Source organism: Streptomyces galbus (genome assembly GCF_005280195.1).
Taxonomy (GTDB): Bacteria; Actinomycetota; Actinomycetes; order Streptomycetales; family Streptomycetaceae; genus Streptomyces; species Streptomyces galbus.
Window position 1 is genome coordinate 44,620 of sequence record NZ_SZPR01000023.1, and the last position, 17,914, is coordinate 62,533.

Annotated in this window: 17 protein-coding genes; 5 read left to right on the forward strand and 12 right to left on the reverse strand. The window is 72.8% G+C overall.

Annotated elements, in window-relative coordinates:
* Nucleotides 1–523: 523 nt before the first annotated feature.
* The 4 genes from E4U92_RS27275 to E4U92_RS27290 all read right to left on the reverse strand — a co-directional run bounded on the left by E4U92_RS27275 (nucleotide 524) and on the right by E4U92_RS27290 (nucleotide 5,398).
* Nucleotides 524–1,648, reverse strand: coding sequence for a GuaB3 family IMP dehydrogenase-related protein (locus E4U92_RS27275; RefSeq protein ID WP_137303116.1), 1,125 nt, complete (start codon nucleotides 1,646–1,648; stop codon nucleotides 524–526).
* Between the two features lie 173 nt (nucleotides 1,649–1,821).
* The gene (gene guaB / locus E4U92_RS27280) at nucleotides 1,822–3,330 is read right to left on the reverse strand and encodes an IMP dehydrogenase (protein ID WP_137303117.1); all 1,509 of its coding nucleotides are present in this window, start codon (nucleotides 3,328–3,330) and stop codon (nucleotides 1,822–1,824) included.
* Nucleotides 3,331–3,483: 153 nt separating this feature from the next.
* A complete protein-coding gene (locus E4U92_RS27285) occupies nucleotides 3,484–4,074 on the reverse strand; it encodes a sigma-70 family RNA polymerase sigma factor (RefSeq protein ID WP_137303118.1) in 591 nt (196 codons plus the stop codon).
* Nucleotides 4,075–4,786: 712 nt separating this feature from the next.
* Complete coding sequence (locus tag E4U92_RS27290; RefSeq protein WP_003948568.1) at nucleotides 4,787–5,398, reverse strand: response regulator transcription factor; 612 nt, start codon at nucleotides 5,396–5,398, stop codon at nucleotides 4,787–4,789.
* Between the two features lie 380 nt (nucleotides 5,399–5,778).
* Between E4U92_RS27290 and E4U92_RS27295 the strand changes: the two genes are divergently transcribed.
* A complete protein-coding gene (locus E4U92_RS27295; RefSeq protein WP_137303119.1) occupies nucleotides 5,779–6,105 on the forward strand; it encodes a WhiB family transcriptional regulator in 327 nt (108 codons plus the stop codon).
* A gap of 74 nt (nucleotides 6,106–6,179) precedes the next feature.
* On the opposite strand, the gene E4U92_RS27300 is transcribed toward E4U92_RS27295, so the two are convergent.
* The gene (locus tag E4U92_RS27300) at nucleotides 6,180–7,097 is read right to left on the reverse strand and encodes a LysR family transcriptional regulator (RefSeq protein WP_137303120.1); all 918 of its coding nucleotides are present in this window, start codon (nucleotides 7,095–7,097) and stop codon (nucleotides 6,180–6,182) included.
* 80 nt (nucleotides 7,098–7,177) lie between these two features.
* On the opposite strand from E4U92_RS27300, the gene E4U92_RS27305 reads away from it, so the two are divergent.
* From E4U92_RS27305 to E4U92_RS27315, 3 genes are all read left to right on the forward strand, one after another.
* Nucleotides 7,178–7,846: an MOSC domain-containing protein gene (locus tag E4U92_RS27305; RefSeq protein WP_137303121.1), complete on the forward strand. Its 669-nt coding sequence runs from the start codon at nucleotides 7,178–7,180 to the stop codon at nucleotides 7,844–7,846.
* 94 nt (nucleotides 7,847–7,940) lie between these two features.
* Entirely contained in the window at nucleotides 7,941–8,714 is a 774-nt protein-coding gene (locus E4U92_RS27310) for an SDR family NAD(P)-dependent oxidoreductase (RefSeq protein ID WP_137303122.1), read from the forward strand.
* Between the two features lie 100 nt (nucleotides 8,715–8,814).
* Complete coding sequence (locus E4U92_RS27315) at nucleotides 8,815–9,522, forward strand: ester cyclase (protein ID WP_137303123.1); 708 nt, start codon at nucleotides 8,815–8,817, stop codon at nucleotides 9,520–9,522.
* 83 nt (nucleotides 9,523–9,605) lie between these two features.
* Here E4U92_RS27315 and groL read toward each other — a convergent pair whose 3' ends face one another.
* From groL to E4U92_RS27335, 4 genes are all read right to left on the reverse strand, one after another.
* Nucleotides 9,606–11,231 carry a chaperonin GroEL gene (groL, locus tag E4U92_RS27320; RefSeq protein WP_137303124.1) on the reverse strand — a complete coding sequence of 542 codons (1,626 nt, stop codon included), beginning with the start codon at nucleotides 11,229–11,231 and terminating at the stop codon, nucleotides 9,606–9,608.
* A 138-nt stretch (nucleotides 11,232–11,369) separates the two neighbouring features.
* The gene (gene groES, locus E4U92_RS27325; protein ID WP_039652762.1) at nucleotides 11,370–11,678 is read right to left on the reverse strand and encodes a co-chaperone GroES; all 309 of its coding nucleotides are present in this window, start codon (nucleotides 11,676–11,678) and stop codon (nucleotides 11,370–11,372) included.
* A gap of 230 nt (nucleotides 11,679–11,908) precedes the next feature.
* Entirely contained in the window at nucleotides 11,909–12,715 is an 807-nt protein-coding gene (locus tag E4U92_RS27330) for a polysaccharide deacetylase family protein (RefSeq protein WP_137303125.1), read from the reverse strand.
* On the reverse strand, nucleotides 12,712–13,665 hold the full coding sequence (locus E4U92_RS27335) for a polysaccharide deacetylase family protein (protein WP_137303126.1): 954 nt from the start codon (nucleotides 13,663–13,665) through the stop codon (nucleotides 12,712–12,714). Before E4U92_RS27335 ends, E4U92_RS27330 begins: the two co-directional genes overlap by 4 nt.
* A gap of 90 nt (nucleotides 13,666–13,755) precedes the next feature.
* On the opposite strand from E4U92_RS27335, the gene E4U92_RS27340 reads away from it, so the two are divergent.
* On the forward strand, nucleotides 13,756–14,922 hold the full coding sequence (locus E4U92_RS27340) for a THUMP-like domain-containing protein (RefSeq protein ID WP_229863235.1): 1,167 nt from the start codon (nucleotides 13,756–13,758) through the stop codon (nucleotides 14,920–14,922).
* Nucleotides 14,923–14,944: 22 nt separating this feature from the next.
* Here the strand turns inward: E4U92_RS27340 and E4U92_RS27345 are convergent, their stop codons facing one another.
* The 3 genes from E4U92_RS27345 to E4U92_RS27355 form a co-directional block, all read right to left on the reverse strand.
* Nucleotides 14,945–16,255, reverse strand: coding sequence for an RNA polymerase sigma factor (locus E4U92_RS27345; protein WP_137303128.1), 1,311 nt, complete (start codon nucleotides 16,253–16,255; stop codon nucleotides 14,945–14,947).
* 34 nt (nucleotides 16,256–16,289) lie between these two features.
* Nucleotides 16,290–16,646 (reverse strand): YciI family protein, encoded by a 357-nt coding sequence (locus tag E4U92_RS27350; protein WP_067240286.1) that lies wholly within the window; start codon nucleotides 16,644–16,646, stop codon nucleotides 16,290–16,292.
* 133 nt (nucleotides 16,647–16,779) lie between these two features.
* Nucleotides 16,780–17,838 (reverse strand): LCP family protein, encoded by a 1,059-nt coding sequence (locus E4U92_RS27355; protein WP_373311683.1) that lies wholly within the window; start codon nucleotides 17,836–17,838, stop codon nucleotides 16,780–16,782.
* Between the last annotated feature and the right edge of the window lie 76 nt (nucleotides 17,839–17,914).

The window sequence follows — 17,914 nt, forward strand, 5'->3', positions numbered from 1 at the left end:
GGGGACTGCTGGCACAGGGGTGGGGGCGCCGGTAATCTGGCAACAGGTGGAGCCCACCGCAGCGGGTACTGCGGCAGGCTCCTGATGGTTCACGGGCGTCCGTCCCTACCTCTCATAGGGGCGGCCGCTCACCATCCGAAAAGTCGCAAGACCCACCTCCTCCGGAACTTCACCAGCCGAAGCCGGATCCCGTCCCAGCGAGTGGGCTTGCGATGGCGTCCCATGGGCGCCCCCTTCCACGACACCGCCCAGTAGCCCGGGTGGGCGGTCCGTTCGGAACGCGGGCCGGGCCCCGCGGGCGCGGGTCCGGAACCATTCCTTGGAAGGGGGCGACCCAGAGAGCTCGGGTCGCCGATCACGGACATTACCGCCCTCCATACGCCCGTTCGGCCCCCATTCGCCCCGAACGCAACCGCGCGCCCCCCTCCGCGCCGTGCGCCGTCCGACCCGCCGCGGCGCGCACGCAACAGGGCCGGTCACCCCCCTCACGGGAGTGACCGGCCCTGGCGTCCGTTCGGTGGGGCTAGCGGCGGTGCTGTGAGTCCGCCACCGTCACCTCGACCCGCTGGAACTCCTTCAGCTCGCTGTAGCCCGTCGTGGCCATCGCGCGGCGCAGGGCGCCGAAGAGGTTCATGGAGCCGTCGGGGGTGTGGGACGGACCCGTGAGGACCTCCTCGAGGGTGCCGACCGTGCCGAGGTCGACCTTCTTGCCGCGCGGCAGCTCCTCGTTGACGGCCTCCATGCCCCAGTGGTGGCCCCGGCCCGGCGCGTCCGTCGCGCGGGCCAGCGGGGAGCCCATCATCACCGCGTCGGCGCCGCAGGCGATCGCCTTGGGCAGGTCGCCGGACCAGCCGACGCCGCCGTCCGCGATCACGTGCACGTACCGGCCGCCGGACTCGTCCATGTAGTCGCGACGGGCCGCCGCCACGTCCGCGACCGCCGTCGCCATCGGCACCTGGATGCCCAGCACGTTGCGCGTGGTGTGCGCCGCGCCGCCGCCGAAGCCGACCAGCACGCCCGCCGCGCCGGTGCGCATCAGGTGCAGGGCCGCCGTGTACGTGGCGCAGCCGCCGACGATCACCGGGACGTCGAGCTCGTAGATGAACTGCTTCAGGTTCAGCGGCTCGTGCGCACCGGAGACGTGCTCCGCCGAGACCGTCGTGCCGCGGATGACGAAGATGTCCACGCCCGCGTCCACGACCGCCTTGGAGAACTGCGCCGTACGCTGCGGGGAGAGCGCGGCCGCCGTGACCACGCCGGAGTCGCGCACCTCCTTGAGGCGCGCACCGATCAGCTCCTCCTTGATCGGGGCCGCGTACAGCTCCTGGAGGCGGCGGGTGGCCGACTCGGCGGGCAGCTCCACGATCTCGTCGAGCAGCGGCTGCGGGTCCTCGTAGCGCGTCCACAGGCCCTCGAGGTTCAGCACGCCCAGGCCGCCCAGCTCACCGATGCGGATCGCGGTGGCCGGGGAGACGACCGAGTCCATGGGGGCGGCCAGGAACGGCAGCTCGAAGCGGTAGGCGTCGATCTGCCAGGCGATCGAGACCTCCTTCGGGTCGCGCGTACGACGGCTGGGGACGACGGCGATGTCGTCGAAGGCGTACGCCCGGCGGCCGCGCTTGCCGCGCCCGATCTCGATCTCAGTCACGTCTGTGGCCTTTCCCTGATGCGTTGCAGCGTCTTCCAGTATCGCCGACGGCCGTGACGGGGAACGCCCGGCGGCCCGGACGACCGGGGAACGCGCCGAGGGCGGCCCCGGAACTCGTCCCGGGGCCGCCCTCGGCGGACAGGCGTCGCACAGGCGTCACGCGTGCGTGCGGGTCACCGCTTGGCGCTGTAGTTCGGCGCCTCGACCGTCATCTGGATGTCGTGCGGGTGGCTCTCCTTCAGGCCCGCCGACGTGATCCGCACGAAGCGGCCGTTCGACTGCAGCTCGGGCACCGTGCGGCCGCCGACGTAGAACATCGACTGGCGCAGGCCGCCGACGAGCTGGTGGACGACCGAGGACAGCGGGCCGCGGTAGGGCACCTGGCCCTCGATGCCCTCGGGGATGAGCTGCTCGTCGGAGGCGACGCCCTCCTGGAAGTAGCGGTCCTTGGAGAACGACCTGCGGTCGCCGCGGGTCTGCATGGCGCCCAGCGAGCCCATGCCGCGGTACGACTTGAACTGCTTGCCGTTGATGAACATCAGCTCCCCCGGGGACTCCTCGCAGCCCGCGAGCAGCGAGCCCAGCATCACCGTGTCGGCGCCGGCGACCAGCGCCTTGGCGATGTCGCCGGAGTACTGCAGACCGCCGTCGCCGATGACCGGGACACCCGCCGCGCGGGCGGCCTCGGCGGCCTCGTAGATGGCCGTGACCTGCGGGACGCCGACACCGGCGACCACCCGGGTCGTGCAGATGGAGCCCGGTCCGACACCGACCTTGATGCCGTCGGCGCCCGCGTCGACGAGCGCCTGGGCGCCGTCGCGGGTGGCGATGTTGCCGCCGATGACGTCCACGCGCGTGTGGTTGGACTTGATCTTGGCGATCATGTCGCCGACCAGGCGGGAGTGGCCGTGCGCGGTGTCGACGACGATGAAGTCGACGCCCGCCTCGATCAGCGCCTGGGCGCGCTCGAAGGCGTCACCGGCGACACCAACCGCGGCACCGACCAGCAGGCGGCCCTCGGCGTCCTTCGCGGCGTTGGGGTACTTCTCCGCCTTGACGAAGTCCTTGACGGTGATCAGGCCCTTGAGGACACCCTCGCCGTCGACCAGCGGCAGCTTCTCGATCTTGTGCTTGCGCAGCAGCTCCATCGCCTCGACGCCGGAGATGCCGACCGTGCCGGTGACCAGCGGCATCGGCGTCATGACCTCGCGCACCCGGCGCGTGCGGTCCGACTCGAAGGCCATGTCGCGGTTGGTGACGATGCCGAGCAGCTTCTTGTTGCCGTCGGTGACCGGCACACCGCTGATGCGGAACTTGGCGCACAGCGCGTCGGCCTCGGCCAGCGTGGCGTCCGGGTGCACGGTGATCGGGTCGGCGACCATCCCCGACTCGGACCGCTTCACCAGGTCGACCTGGTTGGCCTGGTCCTCGATGGAGAGGTTGCGGTGCAGGACGCCGACGCCGCCCTGGCGGGCCATCGCGATCGCCATGCGCGACTCGGTGACCTTGTCCATGGCGGCGGACAGGAGCGGGATGTTCACCCGCACGTTCTTGGAGACGTACGAGGCGGTGTCGATCTCGTCGGGTGCCATGTCCGACGGGCCCGGCAGCAGCAGCACGTCGTCGTAGGTCAGCCCGAGCGTCGCGAATTTGTCGGGCACTCCGTCGACGTTGGCAGTCATGACACCTTCCCCAAATGGCCTTGATCGGTGCGGATGTCCATGCTAACGGGAAGCGGGGTGGTCTCATTCCACGGCCGGAGGCCGCCCCCGGCTTCGTACGTTCCTACGGACCGGGCCGACGCCCTGTTCACGAACGGCCCAACTCCGCGCGCCCTACTGCTCGGCGAGCGCGCGCAGCCGGCTCAGCGCACGGTGCTGCGCCACCCGTACCGCCCCGGGTGACATTCCCAACATCTGTCCGGTCTCCTCGGCGGTCAGCCCCACCGCGATCCGCAGCAGCAGCAGCTCGCGCTGGTTCTCCGGCAGGTTGGCGAGGAGTTTCTTGGCCCACTCGGCGTCGCTGCTGAGCAGGGCGCGCTCCTCGGGCCCGAGGGAGTCGTCGGGCCGCTCGGGCATCTCGTCGGAGGGCACCGCCGTGGACCCGGGGTGGCGCATGGCCGCCCGCTGGAGGTCGGCCACCTTGTGCGCGGCGATGGCGAACACGAACGCCTCGAAGGGGCGGCCGGTGTCCTTGTAGCGCGGCAGGGCGAGCAGGACGGCGACGCAGACCTCCTGCGCCAGGTCCTCCACGAAGTGCCGGGCGTCGCCGGGCAGCCGGGACAGCCGCGTACGGCAGTAGCGCAGGGCGAGAGGGTGGACGTGGGCGAGCAGGTCGTGCGTCGCCTGCTCGTCGCCGTCGACGGCGAGGTGCACGAGTGAGCCGATCGTCCCCTGGGCAGGAGTGGCCGCCTCGTCGTCGCGCATCGGTCCATGGTGCCCTGCGGCCGTGCGGTCCGCGGCACCGCGCCCGTCGTTGTGCACCGAAGCGTTATGAGCAGGTGCGCCGGAACTCATCCCCTGCGCCCTCCCCTTCCGCTCGACCGAATCGTCCCCGAGGAACTCCACACCTCAAGGATGCGGCATCCGCGCCGAAACGAGCAGCGGCCGTCGCGACGGAACGAATGCGGCCCCTTGCGCGGGCCCGCCGGGACGCCGTACGCGTCCCGCGCGGGAGCGGACGTACGGCGGTACGCCCACCGCGGCCGACCTGCGCGGAACCGCTCGGCCGACGCCCGCGCCCACCGCGGCGGGCGGCCTGCCGGCGGCCACGCACGCGTGCGGGACGACGGGCCGCACACGGGACGAAGGGGCGGAACGCCGTGAGAAAGAACGCACCGCGGGGGGACCACGTCACCGCCGTCGGGTGCGGGTCCCGCCCGGCCGACGGGGCCCGGGCCGCAGGTCCCTGGTCGTGTCTTCCGGGTCAGCCGAGGGCGCCGACCGGACGGGAGGACCTCCGCGCCGGCACGGCCGGGCACGGACGGGTCACCCCCGGCGGCCACGCCGCAGTGAGCCACGGTGCCGCGGTGGGCGAGGCCACGGGGGGCGCCCCCGTCCCGTTCGGGTGGGACGGGTGCGCGGGCCGCGCCGTACGCCCCCGCGGGGCGGGGCCCCGGAGGGATCCGGGAGACACGGCCTAGCGGACGAGACCCCACCGGAAGCCCAGCGCGACCGCATGGGCGCGGTCGGAGGCGCCGAGCTTCTTGAACAGCCGCCGGGCGTGGGTCTTGACGGTGTCCTCGGAGAGGAACAGCTCGCGGCCGATCTCCGCGTTGGAGCGGCCGTGGCTCATGCCCTCGAGCACCTGGATCTCGCGCGCGGTGAGCGTGGGCGCGGCACCCATCTCGGCCGACCGCAGCCGGCGCGGGGCGAGCCGCCAGGTCGGGTCGGCGAGGGCCTGGGTCACGGTGGCCCTCAACTCGGCGCGCGAGGCGTCCTTGTGGAGGTAGCCCCGGGCGCCGGCGGCGACCGCGAGGGCCACGCCGTCCAGGTCCTCGGCGACCGTCAGCATGATGATGCGTGCGCCCGGGTCGGCGGACAGCAGCCGCCGCACGGTCTCGACGCCGCCCAGACCGGGCATGCGCACGTCCATCAGGATGAGGTCCGACCGGTCGGCGCCCCAGCGGCGGAGGACTTCCTCGCCGTTGGCCGCCGTGGTCACGCGCTCGACGCCGGGCACGGTCGCGACCGCGCGGCGCAGCGCCTCTCGGGCAAGCGGGGAGTCGTCACAGACGAGGACGGAAGTCATGGCCGCCCTCCGCAGCTGATGCGCGTCACCTTGTGCCTCCAGGCTGGTACGTATCGTCACCTGTGCGGTCGACCGTCTCGGACGCCTGCCCGAGCGCTTGTGTTTTCAACCGCCTCCGCACTCTCAACGACGGTCACTCGAAAGAGTTACGGGGCTGCGTGCACTCTTCGGCACTCTACGTGAGGGACCGGACACGACCCCGAGAGGCGCTGCCGACCCTCGACCTTCCTTCACAAGCCGTGCCCCATTCGGCCCCATTTCTTCCCTTTTCCTGGTGTCTGAGGCTAGATTCGCAATGAGTCATATTTTCATCTCCTTAGATCGTAGTTGTACGGTCGTGGGCACCGTATCCGCTCAGCACGGCTACAAGGGGTCACGCAATGGCAGATTTCTCCCGCCTTCCCGGACCGAACGCGGACCTGTGGGACTGGCAGCTCCTGGCTGCCTGTCGCGGGGTGGACAGCTCGCTCTTCTTCCATCCGGAGGGCGAGCGCGGTGCGGCCCGGAGCGCTCGCGAGAACTCGGCCAAGGAGGTCTGCATGAGGTGCCCGGTACGCGCCCAGTGCGCGGCGCACGCGTTGGCCGTGCGCGAGCCGTACGGGGTGTGGGGCGGGTTGACCGAGGACGAGCGCGAGGAGCTGATGGGGCGGGCACGCACCCGCCTCGTGTCGGCGTCGAGCGGTATGGACACCGCTTCGAACAACTGAAGGAACGTTTCCGCACACACCTTCTTCCGGCGGCCCGCGTTCTTTTCTGCGGCTCCCGCGAGCCGCGATACCGCTCAGCGCGGTCGCGCCGCCCGCTCCAGTTCACCGAGCGTCGCCGCGACCGCCGGCACCTGCGCCAGGTCGGGCAGGGTCAGCGCCACGATCTCGCGGCGCACCGCCGGTTCCAGGGTCACCGTGCGCGCACCGCGCGGGCGCACGGAGGCGACGGCCAGCTGCGGCAGGACGGCCACGCCGAGGCCGGCGCCGACCAGGCCCACCACGGCCGGGTAGTCGTCGGTGGCGAAGTCGATGCGCGGCGTGAAGCCCGCGCCCTCGCACACCTGCACCAACTGGCCGCGACAGCGCGGACAGCCCGCGATCCACGGCTCGTCGGCCAGGTCCCCGATGGCGACGGACCCCGCGGCGGCCAGCCGGTGCCGCTCCGGCACGAGCCCGACCAGACGGTCCGTCAGCAGCGGCCGTACGACCAGGTCCTCCCACTCCTCGGGGCCCGGGGCGCGCTCGGCGCCGGCCGGCCTCTCGTAGCGGAAGGCGAGGGCGATGTCGCAGTCGCCGGCGCGCAGCTTGTCCACCGACTCCGGCGGCTCGGCCTCCTCCAGGGAGACGCGGGTGCCGGGATGGGCGGCGCGCAGGGCGGCCAGCGCGGTGGGGACGAGGGTCGAGCTGCCGCTCGGGAACGACACCAGCCGGACCCGGCCCGCGCGCAGCCCGGCGATCGCGGCGACCTCCTCCTCGGCCGCCGTCAGCCCGGCGAGGATCCCGGACGCGTGCCGCACGAGGGCCTCGCCCGCCTGGGTCAGGCGCATCTCGCGCCCGGTGCGCACCAGCAGCGGCGTGCCGACGGACGCCTCCAGGGCCTTCATCTGCTGGCTGACGGCGGGCTGGGTGCAGCCCAGCTCGCGTCCCGCCGCGGAGAAGGAGCCCGTGGCGGCGACGGCGCGCAGCACACGGAGATGACGGGCCTCGATCACCCCCCGAGCATAAGCCAGGCTTGGGCCGCGCGCCGAATAATGCGTGGACGCTTTGACGTTGGTCCGCCTACCGTGCGGGCATGAGGCTTCTCTCCCTGAACCTGGGCCGGGCCGTGGCCGTGCCGTACACCGACCAGCCGCAGGGCCTGACCGGGATCGACAAGCGCCCCGTCGACCATCCGGTGCTGGTCACGGCGCCCGGTCCGAAGGGCACCGGGGGCAGCGGCCTGGCCGGGGACGCGGTGTGCGACCTGCGCCACCACGGCGGGGACGACCAGGCGGTGTACGCGGTCGCGCGCGAGGACCTCGACGCGTGGGAGCGCGAGCTGGGGCGCCCGCTGGTGAACGGCTCGTTCGGCGAGAACCTCACCACCGAGGGGCTCGACGTGTCGGACGCGCTGATCGGCGAGCGCTGGCAGATCGGGGCCGAGCTGGTGCTGGAGGTGACGGGCGGCCGGATCCCGTGCCGGACGTTCCAGGGCCACCTGGGCGAGCGGGGCTGGGTCAGGCGGTTCACGCAGAAGGGCGCGACGGGCGCGTACCTGCGGGTGATCGTGCCCGGCGAGATCCGCGCGGGGGACGCGATACGGGTCGTGCACCGGCCCGGGCACGGGGTGACCGCCCGGATGGAGTTCCGGGCCACGACCACCGAGCGGGACCTGCTGCCGCGGCTGCTCGACGCGGGCGAGGCGCTGCACCCGGAGGCGCTGGCGCAGGCGCGGAAGTACGTCGCGCGGCACGGCGGCTGAGCCCGCGTCACCCCGGGCCGGCCGGTGCTCGGCCCCTGCGGGACGGGGCCCGTGCGGACCGGACGCCCGCACTCCGGGTCACTACGCTTCTGCCATGACAACGGCTCTGATTACGGGATCGACCGCGGGCATCGGCGCCGCGTTCGCGCGGCGGCTGGCGGCGGACGGGCACGACCTGGTGCTCGTCGCGCGGGACATCAAGCGGCTGCGGGAGCAGGCGACCGAACTGCACGACCGGCACGGCATCGAGGCGGAGGTGCTGACCGCCGACCTGGCGGGCGACGCGGGCATCGAGGCGGTCGCCGCCCGGCTCGGCGACCGGCGCAACCCGGTCGACCTGCTGGTCAACAACGCCGGCTTCGGCAACAAGGGCCGTTACCTCGAGGTCTCGCTGGCCGACGAGCTGCGGATGCTCAAGGTGCACTGCGAGGCGGTGCTGCGCCTGACGTCGGCGGCGACGGAGGCGATGCGGGACCGCGGGCGCGGGGGCGTCGTCAACGTCGCGTCGGTCGCCGCGTTCGTGCCGCGCGGGACGTACGGCGCGTCCAAGGCGTGGGTCGTGCAGTTCACCCAGGGTGTGGCGCGGGACCTTTCGGGCAGCGGCGTGCGGCTGATGGCGCTGTGCCCCGGGTTCGTGCGCACGGAGTTCCACGAGCGGGCCGGGATGGGCACGGACAACATCCCCGGCTGGATGTGGCTGGACGCGGACAAGGTGGTCGCCTCCGCGCTGCACGACCTGGCCCGCGGGCGGACGCTGTCGATCCCGGACCCCCGCTACAAGGCGCTGATGGGCGCGGCGAAGCTGGTGCCGCGCGGGATGCTGGGCGGTCTGTCGTCGCGGACCGGACGCAAGTACGGGCCGCAGTGAGCCCGTCCCGGACGGGCGGCCGGTGACCGCGGGCGGGCTGCGCCCGCCGGTGGGAAAATGAGCGCGACGGTACCCGACCACGGGGGACCGGAGGCGCGCCATGACCTTCGTACAGCTCATCGAGTGCAGGACGAGCCGGCTGGACGAGATGAACCGGCTCATGGACGAGTGGGTCGAGAAGACCAGGGGGAAGCGGACGGCGACGCACGCGGTGGTCGGCACGGACCGCTCGGACGCGTCGCACGTCGTCGAGATCGTGGAGTTCCCCTCCTACGAGGAGGCGATGCGGAACTCCAACCTTCCCGAGACCGACGAGATCTTCCGGGGCATGGTCGCCCTGTGCGACGAGATGCCGACGTTCACCGACCTGGAGGTGGTGCGCGACGCGCAGCTCGCCGAGGACACCGCGCGGCGGTTCTTCGAGGTGCTCGCCACCCCGGGCGACCTGCCCCCGCTCAACGACCTGCTGGACGAGGACGTCCACAGCGTCGACCCGGTCAACCCGGGGCCCACGATCGGGCTGGACGCGGTGCGCGCCGAGTTCCGGATGTGGCGCGGCGCGTTCGACTTCGCGTTCACGGTCGAGGACCTGGTCGCGCAGACCGGGCGGGCCTGCGCCCGCTGGACGTGGGACGCCACCCACACCGGTGACTTCCTGGGGATCGCCCCCACCGGCAAGCGGGTCACCATGACCGGGATGACGATGTGCGGCTTCGGCACCGACGGCAAGATCACCGAGCTGTGGTGGCAGCACGACCAGCTCGGTCTGATGCAGCAACTGGGGGCGCTGGAGCCGCTGGAGCGGTGACCGGGGCCGGGGAACGAACGGTGCCCGGCACCCCCGTGGAGGGGTGCCGGGCACTGTCGGTCCAGCTCAGCTCAGCTCGGTGCTCAGTGGGCGTGCCCGTGGCTGTGGCCCGCGGCGGCCGGCTCTTCCTCTTCCTTCTTCTCGACGACCAGGGTCTCGGTCGTGAGCAGCAGGGAGGCGATGGAGGCGGCGTTCTCCAGGGCGGAGCGGGTGACCTTGACCGGGTCGATGACGCCGGCCTTGATCAGGTCGCCGTACTCGCCGGTGGCGGCGTTGTAGCCGCTGCCCTTCTCGAGCTCGGCGACCTTGGAGACGATGACGTAGCCCTCGAGGCCCGCGTTCTCGGCGATCCAGCGCAGCGGCTCGACGGCGGCCTTGCGGACCACGGAGACGCCGGTGGCCTCGTCGCCGGTCTTGTCGAGGTTGCCCTCGAGGACCTTGACGGCGTGGACCAGGGCGGAGCCACCACCGGAGACGATGCCCTCCTCGACCGCGGCGCGGGTCGCGGAGATGGCGTCCTCCAGACGGTGCTTCTTCTCCTTCAGCTCCACCTCGGTGGCGGCGCCGACCTTGATCACGCACACGCCGCCGGCCAGCTTCGCGAGGCGCTCCTGGAGCTTCTCGCGGTCCCAGTCGGAGTCGGTGTTCTCGATCTCGGCCTTGATCTGCGCGACGCGGCCCTGGACGTCCGCGGAGTTGCCGCCGCCGTCGACGAGGGTGGTGTCGTCCTTGGTGACGGTGACGCGGCGGGCGGAGCCGAGCACGTCGATGCCGACCTGGTCGAGCTTGAGGCCGACCTCCTCGGAGATGACGGTGGCGCCGGTCAGGACGGCCATGTCCTGCAGCATCGCCTTGCGGCGGTCACCGAAGCCCGGGGCCTTGACGGCCACCGCGTTGAAGGTGCCGCGGATCTTGTTGACGACCAGGGTCGACAGGGCCTCGCCCTCGACGTCCTCGGCGATGATCAGCAGCGGCTTGGAGGAGTTGGTCTGGATGACCTTCTCCAGCAGCGGCAGCAGGTCGGCGATGGAGGAGATCTTGCCCTGGTTGATGAGGATGTAGGGGTCCTCCAGGACGGCCTCCATGCGCTCCTGGTCCGTCACGAAGTACGGCGACAGGTAGCCCTTGTCGAAGGCCATGCCCTCGGTGAAGTCCAGCTCCAGGCCGAAGGTGTTGGACTCCTCGACGGTGATGACACCGTCCTTGCCGACCTTGTCCATCGCCTCGGCGATGAGCTCGCCGACCTGCTGGTCCTGGGCGGACAGCGCGGCGACGGCGGCGATGTCGGACTTCTCGTCGATCGGGCGGGCCGAGGCGAGCAGGTCCTCGGAGACCGCCTTGACCGCGGCGTCGATGCCCTTCTTCAGGGCGGCCGGGGAGGCACCGGCGGCGACGTTCTTCAGGCCCTCGCGCACCAGCGCCTGGGCGAGCACGGTGGCGGTGGTGGTGCCGTCACCCGCGATGTCGTTGGTCTTGGTCGCCACCTCCTTCACCAGCTGGGCGCCGAGGTTCTCGTACGGGTCCTCGATCTCGACCTCACGGGCGATCGTGACACCGTCGTTGGTGATGGTGGGGGCGCCGAACTTCTTGTCGATGACGACGTTGCGGCCCTTGGGGCCGATCGTCACCTTGACCGTGTCGGCCAGCTTGTTGACGCCGCGCTCGAGGGCGCGACGGGCGTCCTCGTCGAACTTCAGGATCTTCGCCATGACAGCGGGAGCCCTCTCGGAAACTTGGGCGGAAAAATCGGGTGTAATGAGCCGCGCCCCCGGCGCCCGGCTGATTAATGGTCGCGGGGGCCAGGGGCGCAGATCGAGCAAAGGCGCTTCACGAGGAAGCGGGGTGAACTACTTCTCGATGATCGCGAGGACGTCGCGAGCCGAGAGGACGAGGTACTCCTCGCCGTTGTACTTCACCTCGGTGCCGCCGTACTTGCTGTACAGGACGACGTCGCCGACCTTGACGTCGAGCGGCAGGCGCTCGCCGTTCTCGAAGCGGCCCGGGCCCACGGCGAGGACGGCGCCCTCCTGGGGCTTCTCCTTCGCGGTGTCCGGAATGACCAGGCCAGAGGCCGTGGTCTGCTCGGCGTCCAGCGGCTGGACCACGATGCGGTCCTCGAGCGGCTTGATGGCAACCTTGGAGCTGGCGGTCGTCACGATCCGACCTCCCCCTTCGGAGATCTCACGGGGTTAACTGTCTGAGGTGGCGACCAGGTCGATCCGTCGTCGCGGGTGCCGGACCTGCCCGTCGCGTTGTTGGCACTCTCACGGGGGGAGTGCCAGAGCCGAGACTATGACCGCGATTAGCACTCGGTCAAGCGGAGTGCCAACGTCGCCGGTGTGTCCGCGCCCCGGACCCCTCGCACGGCGCTGTCGCGGGGCCCGGGTCAGAGGTAGTCCTCCAGGCGCCCGACCGTGAGCCCCTGCCCCTGGACGGTGCGCAGCAGACGCGCGGTGCGCTCCCGCAGTCCCGGGCCGGACAGCTCGTCGGGGTCGACGGTGACGATGTCGCCGGGGAGCAGCCGGTGCGGGCCGTGGGCGAAGGTGAGCTCGGCCGGCCCCATGGCGGCGCGCCACAGGACGACGGCCGTGATGCCGCAGTCGGCGGCGGCGCGCAGGGTCGTGGTGTCGTACGTGCCGTACGGCGGGCGGAACAGGCGCGGGCGCACGCCGAAGCGGGCGTGGAGCTTGTCCTGCTGGCCGCAGATCTCGGCGCGCTGGCCGGGGTAGGGCAGGCCGCGCAGGGCCGCGTGGTCGAGGGTGTGGTTCTCCAGGGCGGCGCCGACCGCGCGCAGGCGCGCGAAGTGGCCGTAGCCCGGGCCGACCACGCTGTCGGTGAGGAACACGCTGACCGGCAGGCGCAGGTCACGGACCATGTGGACGAAGCGGGGGTCGCGTTCGGCGCCGTCGTCGTAGGTGAGGAAGACCACGGGGTCGCGGGTGGGGACCCGGTCGACGACGCGGGGCGGGGCGGAGCGCGACGGGCCGCCGGGCAGCGCGGGGCGCGGGGCGGGGGCCAAGGGGGTGGCCAGGCCCCAGCGCCGGTGGGCGGGTGCGGCGGCCGCGCCGTGCGGGTGCACGCGTTCGGCGGCCTTCTTGCCGAGCCGTTCGATGGGGTCGACCGACTGGGCGCAGCCGCCCAGGACGAGCAGTGCGGTCGCCGCCGCGGCGGCCACCAGGCGCCGGGGCCTCACAGGTAGTCCTCCAGCCGGGCCACCGCGTACCCCTTGGCCGTGACCTTGTTCAGGAACCGGCGGACCATGTCGGGCATGGTGCCCTTCCACTCGCTGCGGCCCCGGAAGTGGGTGAGCACGATGTCGCCGGGGTGCAGGTCGCGGTCGCCCTCGCGGTAGTCCCAGTGGTCGACGAAGACCTCCTCGTCCCACAGCGCGGCGTACCGGATGCCGCAGCTCCTGGCGGCGCGCAGGGTGTCCTGGTCGTAGTTGCCGTAGGGCGGCCGGAAGACGGTCGGGCGCGTGCCGTACCGCTCCTGCAGGACGCGCTGCATGCCGCAGATCTCGTCCTTCTGGCGGGCGTAGGACAGGGCCGGCAGGTAGGGGTGGTGCAGCGTGTGGTTGTTCAGGGTGACGCCCGCGGCCTGCATCGTCTTGAAGTAGCCGTAGTTCTCCTTGATCAGGAAGTCGGAGAGGAAGGCGGTGTACGGCACCTTCAGGTCGCTCATCATGCGCAGGAACGCCGGGTCCTTCTCGGCGCCGTCGTCGATGGTGAGGAAGACGACCTTGTCCCGGGTGGGGACGGTGGTGAGGACCGGCGGCAGGCCGAGCTCCTCGTGCCCGTCGACCTCGAAGCCCTTGCGGGTGGTGATGTGCGGCTTGTGCGCGGGCGGCGCCGGCGCGGGGAGCGGCACCCGGCGCAGGCCCCAGCGCTTCGCGGCGGCGACCCGGGCCGCCTGCTCGGCGCGCAGCCTCCCGGCGTACGACATCAGCGCGCGGGCCGGGCCGGCCTGTTCGGGCTGCTGGCCCGCCGCGGGATCGCCGCCCGTGGCGTGGTCGCCGGTGCGCCCGCAGCCGGCCGGGACGAGGGCGAGGAGGGCCAGCAGCAGCAGGACGCGCCGCGCGCCGGCCCCAGGGCGCCCCACGGACTCCCCCCTCCGCTTTTCATCGTTTTGTACGACTGCTCGCATGGAGCCGGATCTTCCCAGCCGCCGCCGGGGAAGCCGGCCCGACACCGCGGCAGGCGGCGCACGGTCCTCCGACTGGCCCACAATGAGCCGGTGAACGACCTCGCTCCCCTGCTGACCCCCGAGGGCCGGGCCCTCCTCGACGAGGTGCGCGGCACCGCGCCCGCCGACGAACTCGCCGTCGCCACCCGGCTGCGCCGCGACCACCCCGCCCCGCTGGTCTCGGCGGCCCTCGCCCAGGCCCGGCTGCGGCAGCGGGCGGTGGCGAAGTTCGGCGCCGAGGACGCGCACCGGATGTTCTTCACGCCCAACGGGGTCGAGCAGTCGACCCGGGCGAGCGTGGCCGCGTACCGCGCCGCGCGGCTGAAGGAGCTGGGCGTGACGTCGGTGGCCGACCTGTGCTGCGGCATCGGCGGGGACGCGATCGCGCTCGCCCGCGCCGGCATCCGGGTCCTCGCGGTGGACCGCGACCCGGCGACGGCGGCGACCGCGCGGGCCAACGCGGACGCGCTCGGCCTCGGCGGCCTGATCGAGGTGCGCGAGGCCGACGTCACGCAGGTCGACACCTCCGGTCACGACGCGGTCTTCGTCGACCCCGCCCGGCGCGGCGGACGCGGCCGGATCTTCGACCCGGAGGCGTACTCGCCGCCGCTGTCCTGGGCGGTCGCGGCGGCCCGCACGGCCCGGGTCGCCGCGCTGAAGATCGCGCCCGGCGTCCCGCACGAGGCGGTCCCGGCCGACGCCGAGGCCGAGTGGATCTCGGACCACGGGGACGTGAAGGAGGCGGTGCTGTGGTTCGGCACCGAGCCCGGCGCCGTCCGCGCGACCCTGCTGCCGGGCCCGCGCGCCCTGCGCGGCGCCGGCCTGCCCGACCCACAGGTCCGCCCCCTCGGCCGCTACCTCTACGAGCCCGACGGCGCCGTCATCCGCGCCCACCTGGTCGCCGACGTGGCCGCGGAAGTGGACGGCGGCCTGCTCGACGCGACCATCGCGTACGTCACCGCCGACACCCTGCGCCCCACGCCGTACGCCACCGCGTACGAGATCACCGACCAGCTCCCCTTCAACGTCAAGAAGCTCAAGGCCCTGCTCCGCGAGCGCGGGGTGGGCGTGCTCACCGTGAAGAAGCGGGGTTCGGCGGTGGAGCCGGAGGAGCTGCGCCGCAAGGTCAAGCCGCAGGGCCCGAACGCGGCGACGGTGTTCCTCACGCGCGTGGCGGGCGCCCCGACGATGCTGATCGGCGCGCCGGCCGCGGTCTGAGTCCGCCGGACTCCCGGGCCGCTCAGGACCCGTCGTCCAGGTTCCTCAGCCGTTCCAGCAGCAGGTCGCGTTCGCGGGTGTTGGACGTGAGGGCCGCCGCGCGTTCGAGTTCCGCGCGGGCCTCCGCCGTGCGGCCGAGGCGGGTCAGCAGGTCGCCGCGGACGCTGGGCAGCAGGTGGTAGTCGCGCAGGGCCGGTTCCCCGGCGAGGGCGTCGACCAGGGCCAGGGCCTCGGCCGGGCCCTCGGCCATCGACACGGCCACCGCGCGGTTGAGCTCGACCACCGGGGACGGGGAGCGGACCGCGAGCAGGCCGTACAGGGTGGCGATGGTGCGCCAGTCCGTCTCCGCGTAGGTGTACGCGTGCGCGTGGCACGCGGCGATGGCCGCCTGGAGCGCGTACGGGCCGGGCGGGCCGGAGCCGGCCGACTCGGCGCGGGCGAGGGCCGTGATGCCGCGGGTGATGAGCATGCGGTTCCAGCGGCTGCGGTTCTGGTCCCGGAGCAGGACCGGCCTGCCGTCCGGGTCGGTGCGTGCCGGGGTGCGCGACGCCTGGAACTCCAGCAGCGACGCCAGGGCGTGCACCTCGGGTTCCTTCGGCATCAGGCCCTGCAGCCGGCGGGCCAGCCGCAGGGCGTCCTCGCACAGCGCCGGGCGCAGCCAGTCGTCGCCGGCCGTCGCCGCGTACCCCTCGTTGAAGATCAGGTAGATGACGTCCAGGACCGAGCCCAGGCGGGCCTCGCGGTCGGGGCCGTAGGGCACCTCGAAGGCGACGTTGCGCCGGGCGAGGGTGCGCTTGGCGCGGACGATGCGCTGGGCGACGGTCGGCTCCGGCACCAGGAAGGCGCGCGCGATCTCGGCCGTGGACAGCCCGCCGAGCAGCCGCAGCACCAGGGCGGTGCGGGCCTCGGCGGACAGCACCGGGTGGCAGGCCGTGAACACCAGGCGCAGCAGGTCGTCGTCGATGTCGTCCGGGTCGGCGGGCTCCTCGAACGGCTGGACGGTGTCGAGGTCCCGGCCCAGCTCCGCGAGCTTGCGGGCGTAGGTCTCCCGGCGGCGCACCAGGTCGACCGCGCGGCGCCGGGCCGTGGTCGTCAGCCAGGCCCCAGGGTTGTCCGGCACGCCGTCGCGCGGCCACTGCTCCAGCGCGGCGACCAGCGCGTCCTGTGCCAGTTCCTCGGCGATGCCGACGTCCCGCACGACCCGGGCCGCGGCGGCGACGACGCGCGGGGACTCGAGCCGGAACACGGTCTCGATGGCCCGGCGCGAGTCGTCGGTACCGGGCCGGCCGCGCTCGGGGGCGGCTGCGGTGGGCTGTCGTTCCACAGCCCACATCGAACACCCCGAGCGGCGGCGCGCCAAGCGGAGGTCAGCCCTCCGCGATCTCGCGGACCTCGCACGTCACCGTCCAGAACGGCTCGTGCACCTTCAGGAACCGCTTGGTCCACTCCAGGGCCTCGGCCCGGTCCTTGCACTGCATGATCGCGTAGCCGCCGACGACCTCCTTGGCCTCGGTGAACGGCCCGTCCGTCACGGACAGCTCGCCGCCCTCCCAGTGCACCCGCGTGCCCTGCGCGGACGGCGTGAGGCCGGCGGTGTCGAGCATCACCCCGGCCTTGGTGATCTCCTCGATCAGCTCGCCCATCCGCTGCATCAGCTCGGGACTCGGGCCCTCGGCGGGGGCGGACGCCTCGTCGATCTTCACGAGGGACAGGTAGCGCGGCATGGTCACTCCTCGGGTCGGCGGCGGGGTCCGTCCCCGCCTTCCACACCTACGTCGATCGGCGCGCGACGGGATCGACACGAGGGCCCGGAGATGTCCCGGGACTTTTTCCGGCGGCCGGAACCGCCCGCCCGGGCTACCGCAGCGACTGCCACAGCCGGCGTGCCTGCGGCTCCTTCGCCACCACCCGGTTGGGGTCGGAGGGAGCCGTGACCACCGGCATGGTCACCGTCGTCACCGCGTCGGACCCGAGGCCCTCCAGGCTCCGGCCCAGCCTCGTCAGCTCGCCCAGCGAGTCCAGGCCGGTGTCCGTGGTGAGGCCGGCGGTGAGCGCGTCGGCCACCCGGTACAGCCGGGCCGGGTCGGTCAGCAGGCCGGCGTGGGCGATCTGGTCGAGCAGGGCCTTCACCAGCTTCTGCTGGAGCCCTATGCGCCCGAGGTCGCTGCCGTCGCCTATGCCGTGCCGGGTGCGGGCCAGGGCGAGGGCGGTCGTGCCGTCGAGGTGGTGGGTGCCGGCCGCCAGGTGCAGGTGGCTGTCGTCGTCGTCGATGTCCTGGTCCGTGGTGACGGTGACCCCGCCGAGCGCGTCGACGAGCCGGGCGAACCCCGAGAAGTCGACCTCGACGTAGTGGTCCATGCGCACACCGGTGAGCGACTCGGCGGTCTTGACCGCGCACACCGGACCGCCCACCTCGTAGGCGGTGTTGAACATGACGCCGTGCGCGACCGGCGTCGACCCGCCCGAGGGCAGCGGGCAGGACGGCCGGGTCACCAGGGTGTCGCGCGGGATGCTCACCACGGTCGCGCTCGTGCGCCCCGCGTCGATGTGCACCACCATCGCCGTGTCGGAGCGGGCGCCGCCGCTGTCGCCGCCGCCGAGCGCCTTGTTCGCCTTGCCGCTGCGCGAGTCGGAGCCGAGGACCAGGAGGGTGACGGCTCCGGTCGGCAGCGGGGTGGCGTCGGGGGCCGAGGGGGTGGTGACCGCCCGGGCGGGGCGGTCGTCGCCGAGCGCGTCGTCGATGTCGACGCCGGTGATGTTGTCGTCGAGGTGCCGGTAGGCCCAGCCCGCCGCCGCCAGGCCCAGGACCAGGGCACCCGCCAGGGTCAGGCCGGCGGCCTTCCACAGGACCGGCCGCCGGCCTCGCCGCCCGCCGTGTCCGCCGTCGCCGTCGCCCTGCTCCTCGCGTCGCGTCACAGCAGGAACGTACGTCCGAATGATGAGGACACTGTGAGGAACGGTGGACCGGTCCCGGTTTCTTGCGGGAATCTCA